Here is a 13352-nt window from a genome sequence, read left to right as displayed (position 1 = left end):
TCGGGAAAAGTTACCCGATATAATAGAAACACGTCTTAAAAAAAGAGGGACGAAACGATGGCGTATCCAAAAGGGAAATTATCCGAAGAAAAGGTATTTAAAGATCCTGTGCACCGCTATGTTCACGTACGGGATGCATTGATATGGGATTTAATCGGAACGAGAGAGTTCCAGCGCCTTAGACGAATTAAACAGCTAGGCACCACTTATTTAACGTTTCATGGGGCAGAACACAGCCGATTTAATCATTCACTCGGTGTATACGAGATTGTCAGACGAATTGTGGATGATGTGTTTAAAGGAAGACCCGAATGGGATGAAGGGGAGCGTGAGCTTGTACTGAGTGCTGCCCTGCTTCATGACCTTGGACATGGTCCGTTTTCTCATTCCTTTGAAAAGGTCTTTCATTTAGATCATGAATCGTTTACAAGAGATATCATTTTAGGGCAGACGGAAGTAAATGAAGTGCTGCGCCGGGTCAGTGACGATTTTCCAAAGCATGTAGCAGAAGTCATTGCCAAAACGTATCAAAACAAACAGGTGGTCAGTTTGATTTCAAGTCAAATTGATGCCGACCGAATGGATTACTTGCAGCGTGATGCTTACTATACAGGCGTCAGCTATGGTCACTTTGATATGGAACGTATTTTACGCGTAATGCGTCCAAGAGAAGATCAGATTGTGATGAAACAGAGCGGGATGCATGCCGTAGAGGATTATATTATGAGCCGCTATCAAATGTATTGGCAAGTCTATTTCCACCCAGTGACACGCAGTGCGGAAGTCATTTTAACGAAAATTCTCCATCGTGCAAAAGAGCTGCATGAAACGGGATATATTTTCACACATGCCCCTGTGCATTTTTATTCGATTTTTGAAGGGAATGTCACCACAGAGGACTATATTAAGCTGGATGAATCCATTGTCTTATTTTATTTTCAGGCGTGGGAAGATGAAGAAGATCACGTGTTGGCTGATTTGTGCCGCCGTTTTATGAACCGCCGTTTATTCCAATATACAGAGTTTAATCCAAACGAAGAAATGACGAAATATTTCAAGCTGACGGCTTTGTTCAAAGAAGCAGGAATTGATCCTGACTATTATTTAGTGGTCGACTCTTCCTCTGATTTGCCTTATGACTTCTATAGACCGGGCGAAGAAGAAGAACGGCTGCCGATCCATCTCTTGACGCAAAGTGGTCATATTAAAGAACTGTCGAGACAGTCAGATATTGTTGACGCCATTTCCGGTAAACGAAGAACCGATCATAAACTTTATTTCCCGATGGACTTAATTGTAGATATGTCGGAAAAAGCTGAAGAAAAGAAGGCGATCATGAAGCTGCTTGGATTGGGATAAGGAAGTACTGAAAAAGGAGATGTCGGGAATTTGTTGAAAGAGCATGCAAAGTTGATGAAGGTGTTCTCTGAATCTGGGGAAATCGTTGGACGGAAGAAGCTGCAAAAAATGATTTACATAGCAAAAAAGCTAGATTTGCCTTTTTACGAGAAATACGATTTTCATTTTTATGGCCCCTATTCAGAGGAGTTGACGCTCAGAATTGAAGAGCTGTGCAACCTTGGATTCTTGGACGAAATGAAGGAAAAAAAGGGCGGATACTTTCAATATCGCTATTCGCTGACGGACAATGGAAAAGAGTTTCTCGATCAGTGTGAAGTGGACATGCCTGACCTCAAAGTGCTGACGCAGCAGATGAATGAGCAATCGTCTCGTTTTCTAGAGCTTGTCTCAACGATTTTATACTTTGATGATCTGCCAAAAGATGAGGTAAAGGAAAAGGTCTTCACCATTAAAAGCAAGCAGCGCTATACGGACGAAGAATTTGAGGCAGCCCTTGCGTATATTGATCAGTTGAAGGAATTGAACTAACGATAAGAACCAGTATGTAATAGCCAATGGCTAGAACAGACTGGTTTTTATTTTGCACGCATATAGAAACAGAAACAAGTCGACCTCATGGATCGACTTGTTTTTTAGGAATGATGATAAGAAAATCTCGCTAAAAATTGTTTTGTCCGTTCTTCCTTCGTCTGTTCAAAGACTTCTACTGGGGTGCCTGATTCAACAATGACCCCATCCTCCATGAAAATGACCCTGTCGGCAATATCATAGGCAAAGCTCATCTCGTGGGTGACGATGATCATGGTGACCCCGGTTTGTGCCACTTGTTTAATGACGTCAAGTGTTTCACCTACAAGCTCGGGATCTAAAGCGGAGGTCGGCTCATCAAACAAAATGACTTCCGGATTCAATGCAAGTGCTCTTGCAATGCCTACTCGCTGCTGCTGTCCGCCAGATAATTGATGCGGATAGGCATCTTTTTTCTCTAGTAACCCTACTTTTGTGAGCAAATGGAGGGCTGTGTCATAGGCTTGGTCTTTCGGTTGTTTACGGGCAATGACTAAGCCTTCCATGACATTCTCAAGTGCTGTCTTATGAATAAACAGGTCGTATTGCTGAAAGACCATGGCTGTTTTTCGGCGAATTGCCAGAATGTCTTTCGGTTTTGCTTGATTGAATGTGACACTGGTGTGATCAATGCTGATCTCGCCTTGATCCGCACGCTCCAGAAAATTTAAGCATCTGAGAAATGTTGATTTTCCAGAGCCGCTCGGACCTAAAATGACAACGACTTCGCCTTTTTCTACCGTTAAATCAATTCCCTTTAGAATCTGGTTTTGACCGAATGCTTTATGCACTTGTTTGATGTGAATCATGCCAATCGTCTCCTTTTGTTTTTGTGCCCATATTTCTCATATCCGGCTGTAATGGCTTCAATAGAGGCACACAGCGCCCAGTAAATAAGGGCAACAGCAATGTATGCTTCAAGATAACGATAGTTCACATTGGCTTTGATTAAAGCGCCGTTTAAAATATCGACCACAGATACCATAGAGACGAGAGAAGAGGCTTTGATTAAACTGATGAGCATGTTGTTCAGTAAAGGAAGAGAGATGGGAAAGACTTGTGGAATGATCACTCTTCGCAACACCTGTCTACCTGTGAAACCAACGGATAGAGCGGCATCAAATTGGCCCTTTGGGATGGACGCAAGAGAGCTTCGAAATATCTCTGATAACCCGCTGACGGCATATAAAGAAAGGGCGAAAATGGCAATCCATCGTCTATCTAAATCGCTAAAACGGATTGGCAGCGAAAGAGATGCAGCCAATTGATCGAGCGAATCGGAAAAAATAAGATAAGATACGAGCAAGATTAATACAACAGGAATGGCTTTAAAAATCGCCACAAACCATTTGAACAAAGGAGACAATATAGGCACTTGATAAAAACGAATAAGGGCAATGCCAAAGCCAAAGATGGAGCCGAATAATAGCGGGAGAAAACCTAATAGCAGCGTCGTTGGCAAATAATGAAGTGCGGCTAGAAAGGCCTGAAACATAAAAGCAACGTCAAAATCCACTCAGATCGCTCCTTTCTTATGATGTAGTAAAGTCTCCGCCCAATATTTTTTTAGACAATTCAGCGAGCTTCCCGTTATCGATCAGTTTTTGCAGGGCTTGATCAATGTCTTTTTGAAGTTTTGTATTGTTTTTTTGATATAGATAATACGTTTTAGATACGTTTACAGGCTTTCCGGATGTCACAAGATTGGCATTGAACTGTTTGTTTAGCTTATTGACGTCATACTTTGTGAGTAAGGCAGCATCGACCGTGCCATTCTGCAGGTTTTTGACTAAAATTTCGTTCCCGCCATCTCCGTAGACAATGTCAATTTTCCGATCATGCTTTGCGTTATATTGCTCTAGAAGATAAGCGAAATTACTTCCTGTAGAGGTGTGCACTTTGTGTCCAGCTAAATCGTCCAGGCTTTGAAAGTCATGACCGGATGCTTTATTCACCACCACATAGCTTGTATAATCTGTGTAGCCAACTTTTCCAAATAGATATTTCTTCTGACGCTCGTCATTGATTTCATATTGGTGGGCAGCGAGATCAACTTTACCGGCATCTAAAGCAGGCAGAATATTTTTAAACTCAAAGGATTCATATTTAAACTTATATTGTGGAAGCAGCTGATCCACTTCATCTAATACAGCCTTCTCGTAGCCTGTTAATTTGCCGTTTTCATCTAAGTAAACGAAAGGCTGATAGGCGTTCCCTGTCCCAATGACGATTTCTTTTGCATCTGGGTCATTATTGTTTGCTTCTGCTTTGACTTCATCCGATTGATTTCCGCAGGCGGCAAGCAGCAATGAACCAAGTAGAAGCAGACCGATGATGTAATGATTTCTGAATATTCTGTTATTTTTCATGTAAATTCCTCCCCAGTTTATTTTGCACGTTTTTCTACAGTGAAGGCCGCTTCGGCTCTTTTTAAGGGAAGCAATGCCGTCTGTCGCTGTTTTTTTGTTTTCGGTGTATTGATCCGTTTTTCCAATAGGTCAAATGATTTTTCTAACACCATACTTAAAATGATAAATATAACGGCAGCAATAAAGTATCCTTCTAATACGCGATAGTATAAAGCCCCTAATGTTTGAACCTTTCCGATCATGTCCATCACACCTAATGTAAAGGCGAGGGAGGTATTTTGTAATAAGTTGACAATGGCCACGCCGATATTAGGAAGGGCGATTCTCCCTGCTTGAGGAATAAGCGTTCTTCTATAAATCTGCCATTTCGTCAGTCCAATCGAGGCGGCCGCTTCATATTGAGATGCTGGGACACTCGATAGGGCAGATCGGAATATTTCTGAAAAATACCCAGCTGTATTGAGTCCATATGTAATATACAGAAAGATCAATTTGTTCCACATGGAGATATCAAGCCCAATTGTTGCAAGCACACCAGGCAGGCCATAAAACACAATAAACATTTGCACAAGGATAGGTGTTCCACGAATAAATGAGACATAAATTGCACTGAGCTGATGCAGGATGGGAATACGCTCAATTCGGAAATAAGCAAGAATGAATCCAAGAAAACTGCCAATCAAAGTGGCAAATAAAACGATCAGTAAGGTTGTTGGAAGGGCTGACAATACTTTAGGGAAGAGTGTGACGACATACTCCCATTTGAAAAACTCCCCCATGTTGAATCACCTCCTATGTTGAAGTCGTTTGGACTTTTTCTTCTGAGGGCGGTGCGCCTAATATGGCGGCATCAAACCGTTCAGGGATGAGGACTTTATACATTAATACACCTAAGTCGCCATTATCGGCTTCACGTTCAATATATGCTGTATAGCCTTTTCGTTCGTACATCTCTAGAAGCCAGGGGTGCTTTCGGCCAGAAGTGCCCAGTGTGTATGCTGGTGCTTTAAATGTCTGCCGGAGCAAGGTGTTTTCTACATAATCGAGCAGCTTATTTCCGATCCCTTGACCGGCTAAATCAGGAGCTGTGGCAAACCACCAAACAAATGGATAGCCTGAGACCGGTTGAGTACTCTCCCACGGAAAACGTATGGTGATGGTTGATATGAGCCGCCCGTCTCGTTCTAACACAACAGCAACGGATTGTTTGATGTTTTCTGTGACCATTTCAAGTGTGGCGTTCGTGGATGGCCAATCAATGCCCATTTCTCCAAGCGGTTTAAATGCACTGGACAGCAATTCTAGAAAAGCCGGTGCATCTTCTTCGGTAGCGATGCGAAAAATATCTCGACTCATGACAAACCTCCAATCAAAAGGGTAGTGTGTAATGTCAGCTCAACGCTTTTCGTAAAGTATCGATATCTGGATTCAGCAATGCTTGATACACGTGGGTATCACGGCTGATTTCTACTACTGGCACATAACGGACGCCATATTTTTCTTCTAAAATATTTCTGTAATGATCATGCTCTGTTACATCAATGGTTGAATAAGTAATGTGCTGTTCGTTGAAATAGGACTGAATGTCCTGACAATAGCTGCATCCATTTTTGCTCCATAAAATGACTTTTTGATTATTTGACATTAGACGCTCACCTCTTGGTTTATTTGGTTTTTGGCTGTTAGTTCATGATCAAATGCTTCTTTTAATAATGTGATAGACGCTATTCTTGCCTCAATGTCTACAATCGGAGATAGCACAATGAACTCGTTGATATCATATGTCTCGGCTAGTTCAGTCAGCCGGCGATGAACGGTTTCTTTTGTGCCAGCGGTATAACCGGTTTTTTGAACGTGAATGTTGTAGTGTTCTTTTTTTGTTCCTTTCACCAGCTTTTCTGCATCTTCTAGTGACGTCACATTCAGCTTTCTTCCATCGGAAAAGGAGACCTTTACTGTTTCCTTTTGCTTGATGTACGAGAGGGCTTGTTTGTGGTCTTCCGCTACAGATACGGTGATGGCGAGAAGAAATTGCTGGTGCGTGTTCCCTGTCTGGAATTTTTGAAAAGTCTCTCTTGCTTCTTTTAATAATGCGTCATCGCCGTTAATAAAATAGGCAAACACAAAGGATATCCCAAGTTTTGCTGCAAATTCCGCGCTCTCAATACTGCCGCCTAGAAGGAACATGTCGGGTGATACGCTAGGAATTGGCTGAGCATTTAATTCATTTGCTTGTTCAGTTAGATACGTTTTGAGATCCACTAATTTTTGAGAAAAGTCTTTCCGTGACGCTTGATAATCTTCCTGAAGCGCTTGTGTCGAGAGGTTCAACCCTCCCGGTGCTTTCCCAACGCCTAAATCGACTCTGCCAGGCGCTAGAGATGCCAGTACATGAAATGTTTCAGCCACCTTAAACGGGCTGTAATGCTGAAGCATGACACCGCCAGACCCAATTCGCAAATGGTTTGTTTTTGCTAAAAGATAACCAGCGAGGGCTTCAGGGGATGATCCTGCCACTTGAGAATTATTGTGATGTTCAGACACCCAAAACCTGTGATAACCAAGCTGATCTGCTGCTTCAGCCAATCTGACAGTATGCTGAATACCCGTCTCTGCTTTCTCGTTTTCACTGACGAGGCTTTGATCAAGAATACTAAGGGTGAGCGACATTGGCTGTTCCTCCTATTAGACTTTGATATTGAGATAGTGCGAGGTTTAATCTGTCTGTGGCATCTGGATCAAGCACATAGCTATTTGAATCCTGCTTTGTGACCTGTTGATCCACAACATACACGCCAGATTGAACGACAGTTGCACCGAGTTGATGAATGATCGGTTTAAGTGCATATTCAATGACGAGCAAATGTCCGTAAGTTCCTCCTAAAACACAAGGAAGGACGGGTTTATCTTGTAATGCTTTCTGGGGAAGTAGATCTAAAAAAGTTTTTAAAATACCGGAAAAAGACGCTTTGTAGACAGGTGTTAACACAATGACACCGTCGCTCTCATTCACAAGCTCAATGGCTTTCACAATGTCCTCGTTTGAAAAATCTGCTCCTATTAAGGCGTCGCTAGGAAGCTGGTGGACTTGAATGACATGAACATCAATCCCATGGAACGCCAAACGATGATGGATCTGCTGCAGGACACCGGTTAACCGAGATTGGACAGAATGCCCGCCTGCTATAATCGTTACTTTTGCCAATTCGTCTCCTCCATTTCTGATAATTCCTTCTAAACAACTTGGAATAGTTGATAATATAAATTATAATAAGGCAAACCAATAGAAAAGTATAATTAGTAATCATAAATACACGATTCAGATATTTAAAATACAGGGAGAAGAGGGGTTTTCATGGAGATTCGAGCGATACGCACCTTTGCCACGATCGTGAAATACGGAAATTTTTTAAAAGCAGCAGAAGCGCTGAATTATTCTCAGCCAACCATCACTTTGCACATCAAACATTTAGAAGAGGAAATTGGAGAGAAGCTTCTAGAAAGAGGGAAGACCTTAAAGTTAACAGCATCAGGACAGCTTTTTTATGAAAGAGCCAATTCTTTACTCAATGAATATGAGAAATTGACGAAAACACTCCAAGATTTAGAAGTGGGCATTGCGGGGTTCATTCGCATCGGTGTTTCTGAGCCCACTGCCAGCTTAGAATTTCCTGCCCTTATTGCAGAATTCAAGGAAAGGTTTCCGAATGTAGAATTTTCTGTGCAAGTAGCGGATGCGAATACGTTGAGTTCCTTACTTTCACATGATGAGATTGATTTTGCGATTTGCGGAGCACCAGAAGCTTCGATGGAGAATAGCTATAAGCCTCTTTTTCAAGATGATATCGTGCTGCTCGTCCCGTCTTCCCATCGATTAGCGGAAAAAGGGGTAGTGGAGGTGACCGATTTAAAGGATGAGACCATTTTATTCACGCCACACAATTGCCCCATCCGTATTCAAATCGAACAACAAATCGTCGATGTCATTGGGACCAATTACAATAAGTTAGAGATTACGAGCAGCATGTCCCATAAACATTATGTTCAGGCTGGATTAGGTGTCTCTCTTTTTACACGAACTGCTCATTCCTTTACTCTTCCAGGCACCAAGGTATTAGAAATAAAGGGCATTCATGTTTCCCCGCCAGTTGGTCTATTGAGGAAAACAAATGATTCGCCAGGAAGAGCCGTACTTCAATTCATTGATCTCATCGAAAATCGACTGCATCAACCAACATGAAAAGAGGGGTAGCCTTTGAGCTAACCCCTCTTTCATGTTTATTTCACTGTTTGTTTAAGAAACTGATTCTTCTTGATAGGCAGACCCAAATTTTCACGAAGGGTATGAGCTGGATAATTCGGGTCGTAATATCCTCTTTCTACTAATATCGGGATGACATGCTCCGTCCATTCAGATAAACCGCTTGCTAGAATAGGCGCGCCAAAAATAAATCCATCTGCGGCATCTTCTTCGATCCATTGGATCAGCTGGTCTGCCACTTGTTCATAAGTTCCGAAAAAAGCACTTTTGGGAGTGGTTACTCGTAGAGCGACTTCTCTTAAGGTCAAGCTTTGTTCTTTCGCCATTTTTTTAATCGATTCAGTTGTGGATTGAAAGCTGTTTGAACCGGCATCACCGATATCAGGAAATGGCTCATCAAGTGGAAATTGACTGAAGTCCAAGTGATCAAAGAACCTGCCCAGGTAATGAAGGGCTTCTTCAATAGAGACCAGATGTTGAATGGCTTCATATTTTTCTTCTGCTTCTTCGACTGTTCTCCCTGTAATCGGGTGGATACCGGGGAAAATTTTGATGTCAGATGGATTTCTGCCCAGCGCTGCGGCTCTATTTTTCACGTCGCGGTAATATGCTTTCGCTTTCTCAAGTGAGTCTGCATTCGTAAATACTGCGTCCGCTTCTTTTGCGGCTAGATCCTTTCCTGCCTCTGACGCACCTGCCTGGAAAATCACCGGTTGCCCTTGTTCAGATCGTTCGATATTCAAAGGACCTTTGACAGAAAAGTGTTTGCCATGATGGTTTAATGTGTGCAGTTTATCCCGATCGAAGAAAACCCCTGTTGATCGATCCCTTAAAAAAGCATCTTCTTCCCATGAGCTCCAAAGGCCGTTCACTACTTTTAGGTATTCTTCTGCAATTTCATACCGAAGTGAATGGCTAGGATGCGGACGAATGATGTGGTTTTCAGCAGAGCCTTCAAGTGGAGAAGTCACAACATTCCATCCGGCCCGCCCTTTACTTAATTTATCTAGGGATGCAAATTGCCGGGCAATGGTAAAGGGCTCACTGTAGGAAGTGGATACAGTGCCCACAAGTCCAATCTGTTTGGTGACCGCAGCAAGAGCGGATAAGATGGTTAATGGTTCAAATCGGTTCAAGAAATGAGGAATTGAATGTTCATGAATATATAAGCCATCTGCGACAAAGACAAAACGGAAACCCGCTGCTTCAGCCTTTTTTGTCATTGCTTGATAATAATCAATGTTCACACTTGCATCTGCTGGAACGGATTCATCCTTCCATGCATTCATATGACCTCCTGGACCATGTAACATCAATCCAAATTGTATGTGCTTGTTTTCAGACATGTGGATCGTCCCTTCTGTTTTGAAATAGCATTGTTTTATGTTCTTCATCATAAGGGAGAATCGCAAAGAAGTATAATTCGTATCAGTAAAGTCTGAATTTATCTTTTCTAATATCAATTTTTGCTTCTTTATATGGTGTGGCTGGGTCTATAACAGCACTTTAGAAAAAGATGGATGTTTACTAAGCGAATGTCCCAGATCAAAAGTTCTGCTTTTTGATAAAATGTGTGCCAAAATATCCGAAAAATTAGTGAAAATGACATGTTTCGACTTTCTTCCTGTATATCCAATTCCCTGTTTTTGACTGAATAGAAGGAAAATGGTGAATTTTCAGTGAATATATAACCTTGTGAAAAACAAAGGAGGGATAGGAATGAAAAAGCGTTCAGTCTTTTTGTCATTTTTATTGGTAGGTAGTTTGTTACCGGGGGTAAGTTCAGCTTCAGCACCAGTTGCAAGTGCAGGTCATGGGCATGATCATGGTCATGCGCCGTTTGAAACACATATTAGTGAAGGGTTGCCAAAGGCAAACGATTTTAAAGATTTGACGAAGGCACCTCCTATTGAAAGAGATGTGACAACAAAGATTTTAGATGAGTCTGGTAAACAGGTAGGGTCTAGAACCTTTAAAGCAAATACAGGAGATTCGATTTCAACAAAAGCTAGTACAGGCAGTCAGAAAGTGACCGTCTATGCAGTAGCTGATGCGCAGTATCGTGCGAAATATAGTGATTGGCAGACGCGCATTGTCAGCATCATTGAGCAAGCGGATGTGACATTTAACCGTGATCATGATGTGGACTTTGTCGTACAAGCCGTAGGGTCTTGGACGTCTTCAGGATCAAATGCATCACAAATTTTGTCTAACCTTCAGCGCAGCTTTGATGGCAGAGGATACGATTTTGTCACAGGATTTACAGCAAATCCAAACTTTGATGCTGGCGGAATCGCTTATGTTTACAATAGTGCACCGAGCGGAAGTGCATTCAGTGTCAACCTTGATCAAGGAACAGCGAATACAGCAAAAGCGGCTACGCATGAATACGGCCATAACTTTGGTTTGCCGCATGATCCTCAAGGCAGCGGCATTGTCTGCCTAATGAATTATGATTATTCCTACACAGTCGATTTCTTCGATGCGGCTCATAAAAATCAGGTGAACCGTAATAAAGCGTGGTACAGATAAGGTAAGAAATAAAAAGAGTGACTCGCAGGAACCGATTGAAGAAAATAATTGTATTTTAAATTATTTGCAAAGGGCTAGAAAAGCGTTTATTCTGGCCCTTTGTTTTGTAGTTAATAGAAATTAAAAAATAAAGATGTCTTCTATCGATGTAAAATTTATACAAAAACGTGTGAATACTAACTGTATATAAAATAGTTAATTTTTTCTTGAAATTCCAAGTGAGCTATGATTAGATTTTATTATGTTTCAAAATACTAATAAAAGGAAGGAGTGAAGAAATGACAGCTAGAGTTAATGCAGGGGTAATAAAAATGAAGAAATTATTTATCATATTATTAATGATATCAATCGCTCTCATAATAGTTGTCGTATCTACAGGTAGTCATCAAATTGTTGTAGGCAAGTTAATTATTATTTTTTGTTCGACTTTGGCTACAACAAGTGTTTTGAAAATAATTGGCACAAGAAAATAATTTTTAGCCTCACAATCTTTACGTGAATACGAACGAATTTAATCATGATCTATTCTAAACAAAACAGATTGAGTTTATATAGAGAGGGCTAATAACTGGATACAACTCTAATTTTGTTTGAATTCATTTAGCAAGCAATATAAAAGACGTCCCTTTAGAAAAAGAGACGTCTTTTATATTGCTTACAGATCGCTGATGCGCTTTCCTGCTACGGCAAAATGTTCTTTTTTCATTTCTTCAATAATGATAGAGACTTTTTCTGCTTCTGCGCCTGTTGTTTCAATAACGGCGTCTGTGACTTTCTCTACAAGTGCTTTTTTCTGTTCGTCTGTTCTTCCTTCAAGCATTTGAACGGTGATAATCGGCATGATGGCAACCTCCTTTTTCCTGTAGTGCTACGCTTCCCTTTAGTTTAAGGGACTTCTTATAGTATACTGAATGAAGTAAATCATTGTATAGAAAGAAAGAGGGATTCATGCCTTTGGACCAATTTCTTGTTTATCCATTAGAACTGATTCCATATGTCGCCATTACGCTTGTTGTGGCTTTTACGATGCACGAGCTGGCGCATGCATATGTTGCGTATCGTTTTGGAGATCCGACAGCTAAAAATCAAGGCAGACTGACGCTCAATCCATTGAAGCACCTTGATATTTTCGGGACGATCTTGATCTTTGTAGCTGGGTTTGGCTGGGCGAGGCCTGTACCTGTGAATCGGTACCATTTTAAAAACCCACGTCTCGCAGGGATATGTGTGTCGATCGCAGGACCTTTAAGTAATTTGGTTTTGGCATTTTTGGGCTTTTGTGTGTATGCGCTTCTTCAGAAATTTGGCGGGGAGTCGCTCATGCGCTTTGAGCCGGGGATCGATTATTTCTTCCAAATCTTTATTAACTTGAACGTGATTTTGTTCCTATTTAACTTATTACCGATTCCGCCGCTGGACGGATATCGTATTATTGAGGATGTTGTCAGTCCCGGCATCCGTGCAAAGATGACGCAATTTGAACAGTATGGGATCATCATTTTCCTCATCTTCGTCATCACACCGCTAGGTCAGTTTGTTTTTGTTCCATTGATCGGAATGCGGGATCAAATCATATACTGGTTTAATCTTATTTTGAAGCCGCTGCTTTAGGAGGTCTAATGAATGGAAGGTAAAAAGAAGAAACCAATTGGTTTTAATATCATTAAAAAAACAGATGCAACGGATGGGCATGGAGGTTTTGGGGCAGGTGCCCTCAGCCTTGATAATATCTCGCCGGTGATCATTGATGTGGAGGAAAAGGAAGCCGTCATTGATATTGGTGCGATGCATGCAAGAAGTGCCGTCGAAAAAGGAATTAAATTTTTAAAAACCAAAGAAGAGGTACCTAACGGAAAACCGTATTGGCTCGTATGGGTGACGATTGACCGCAGAGAAGAGGGGCCATATTATGCAGGAGTCACAGCTTGTGAAATGACAGTTGACCGCTCGATCCGCAGAGGATATAAGTCACTTCCTGAGCATGTAAATTTAATGGATAAATCCATGAAGCGTAAAATCGTTGTCAGTCATATGGATGATGTATCGAAAAAGGTGCTCGCTGATTTCTTGAAGAGTCACAATGAAGCGTTATGGGAAGCATCCACAGATGAATTAAAAGAAGGATTGGCTGTTCCTGAGTAATTGTGAAATTTTTGTGAAGAATGATGAATGGATACCAATTCCAAGCGTTTTTTCAGTAAACTGGTGTTAAAGCTAGGACATGGAGAATCCCGAGATGCAGATCTCGGGGTTTTTCATGT

At 41.4% G+C, this 13352-nt stretch carries 17 protein-coding genes; 7 read left to right on the top strand and 10 right to left on the bottom strand.

The window, feature by feature from the left end:
- Positions 1-57: 57 nt before the first annotated feature.
- Together NSQ64_RS19020 and NSQ64_RS19015 are read left to right on the top strand one after the other, a co-directional pair.
- The gene (locus tag NSQ64_RS19020) at positions 58-1359 is read left to right on the top strand and encodes an HD domain-containing protein (RefSeq protein ID WP_007497716.1); all 1302 of its coding nucleotides are present in this window, start codon (positions 58-60) and stop codon (positions 1357-1359) included.
- Positions 1360-1389: 30 nt separating this feature from the next.
- Entirely contained in the window at positions 1390-1890 is a 501-nt protein-coding gene (locus NSQ64_RS19015) for a YwgA family protein (protein ID WP_024719448.1), read from the top strand.
- A gap of 104 nt (positions 1891-1994) precedes the next feature.
- On the opposite strand, the gene NSQ64_RS19010 is transcribed toward NSQ64_RS19015, so the two are convergent.
- Genes NSQ64_RS19010 through ssuE form a run of 8 tightly spaced genes read right to left on the bottom strand, consistent with a single transcriptional unit; the run spans position 1995 to position 7503 of the window.
- Positions 1995-2738 carry an amino acid ABC transporter ATP-binding protein gene (locus NSQ64_RS19010; protein ID WP_341017814.1) on the bottom strand — a complete coding sequence of 248 codons (744 nt, stop codon included), beginning with the start codon at positions 2736-2738 and terminating at the stop codon, positions 1995-1997.
- The gene (locus tag NSQ64_RS19005; protein WP_135009577.1) at positions 2735-3445 is read right to left on the bottom strand and encodes an ABC transporter permease subunit; all 711 of its coding nucleotides are present in this window, start codon (positions 3443-3445) and stop codon (positions 2735-2737) included. The genes NSQ64_RS19010 and NSQ64_RS19005 overlap by 4 nt, the downstream gene beginning before the upstream one ends.
- 16 nt (positions 3446-3461) lie before the next feature.
- Positions 3462-4298 (bottom strand): transporter substrate-binding domain-containing protein, encoded by an 837-nt coding sequence (locus NSQ64_RS19000; RefSeq protein WP_341017811.1) that lies wholly within the window; start codon positions 4296-4298, stop codon positions 3462-3464.
- A gap of 17 nt (positions 4299-4315) precedes the next feature.
- On the bottom strand, positions 4316-5077 hold the full coding sequence (locus NSQ64_RS18995) for an amino acid ABC transporter permease (protein ID WP_008343545.1): 762 nt from the start codon (positions 5075-5077) through the stop codon (positions 4316-4318).
- 13 nt (positions 5078-5090) lie between these two features.
- Positions 5091-5654, bottom strand: coding sequence for a GNAT family N-acetyltransferase (locus NSQ64_RS18990; RefSeq protein ID WP_008343543.1), 564 nt, complete (start codon positions 5652-5654; stop codon positions 5091-5093).
- Positions 5655-5688: 34 nt separating this feature from the next.
- Entirely contained in the window at positions 5689-5943 is a 255-nt protein-coding gene (locus tag NSQ64_RS18985; RefSeq protein WP_249476688.1) for a glutaredoxin family protein, read from the bottom strand.
- On the bottom strand, positions 5943-6968 hold the full coding sequence (locus NSQ64_RS18980) for an LLM class flavin-dependent oxidoreductase (protein WP_341017808.1): 1026 nt from the start codon (positions 6966-6968) through the stop codon (positions 5943-5945). Before NSQ64_RS18980 ends, NSQ64_RS18985 begins: the two co-directional genes overlap by 1 nt.
- Positions 6952-7503 (bottom strand): NADPH-dependent FMN reductase, encoded by a 552-nt coding sequence (gene ssuE / locus NSQ64_RS18975; protein ID WP_341017807.1) that lies wholly within the window; start codon positions 7501-7503, stop codon positions 6952-6954. The genes NSQ64_RS18980 and ssuE overlap by 17 nt, the downstream gene beginning before the upstream one ends.
- 150 nt (positions 7504-7653) lie before the next feature.
- Here ssuE and NSQ64_RS18970 point away from each other — a divergent pair, with 150 nt between their 5' ends.
- Positions 7654-8538, top strand: a complete 885-nt coding sequence (locus NSQ64_RS18970; protein WP_008343536.1) for a LysR family transcriptional regulator — start codon at positions 7654-7656, stop codon at positions 8536-8538.
- Positions 8539-8576: 38 nt separating this feature from the next.
- Here NSQ64_RS18970 and NSQ64_RS18965 read toward each other — a convergent pair whose 3' ends face one another.
- Positions 8577-9905, bottom strand: coding sequence for an LLM class flavin-dependent oxidoreductase (locus NSQ64_RS18965; protein WP_024719440.1), 1329 nt, complete (start codon positions 9903-9905; stop codon positions 8577-8579).
- A gap of 373 nt (positions 9906-10278) precedes the next feature.
- On the opposite strand from NSQ64_RS18965, the gene NSQ64_RS18960 reads away from it, so the two are divergent.
- Positions 10279-11091 (top strand): zinc-dependent metalloprotease, encoded by an 813-nt coding sequence (locus NSQ64_RS18960; RefSeq protein WP_039165240.1) that lies wholly within the window; start codon positions 10279-10281, stop codon positions 11089-11091.
- 278 nt (positions 11092-11369) lie between these two features.
- Positions 11370-11564: a hypothetical protein gene (locus NSQ64_RS18955; protein ID WP_217967733.1), complete on the top strand. Its 195-nt coding sequence runs from the start codon at positions 11370-11372 to the stop codon at positions 11562-11564.
- A gap of 182 nt (positions 11565-11746) precedes the next feature.
- Here NSQ64_RS18955 and NSQ64_RS18950 read toward each other — a convergent pair whose 3' ends face one another.
- The gene (locus tag NSQ64_RS18950; protein ID WP_008355048.1) at positions 11747-11932 is read right to left on the bottom strand and encodes a 2-hydroxymuconate tautomerase; all 186 of its coding nucleotides are present in this window, start codon (positions 11930-11932) and stop codon (positions 11747-11749) included.
- A gap of 107 nt (positions 11933-12039) precedes the next feature.
- Between NSQ64_RS18950 and NSQ64_RS18945 the strand changes: the two genes are divergently transcribed.
- Positions 12040-12702, top strand: coding sequence for a site-2 protease family protein (locus NSQ64_RS18945; protein ID WP_047945771.1), 663 nt, complete (start codon positions 12040-12042; stop codon positions 12700-12702).
- Between the two features lie 12 nt (positions 12703-12714).
- Positions 12715-13233 (top strand): YwhD family protein, encoded by a 519-nt coding sequence (locus NSQ64_RS18940; RefSeq protein ID WP_012011599.1) that lies wholly within the window; start codon positions 12715-12717, stop codon positions 13231-13233.
- The last annotated feature ends 119 nt before the right edge of the window (positions 13234-13352 follow it).

This window comes from Bacillus sp. FSL W8-0183 (assembly GCF_038006825.1).
Lineage (GTDB): Bacteria > Bacillota > Bacilli > Bacillales > Bacillaceae > Bacillus > Bacillus altitudinis.
This window is presented reverse-complemented; position numbering and strand designations above follow the sequence as displayed.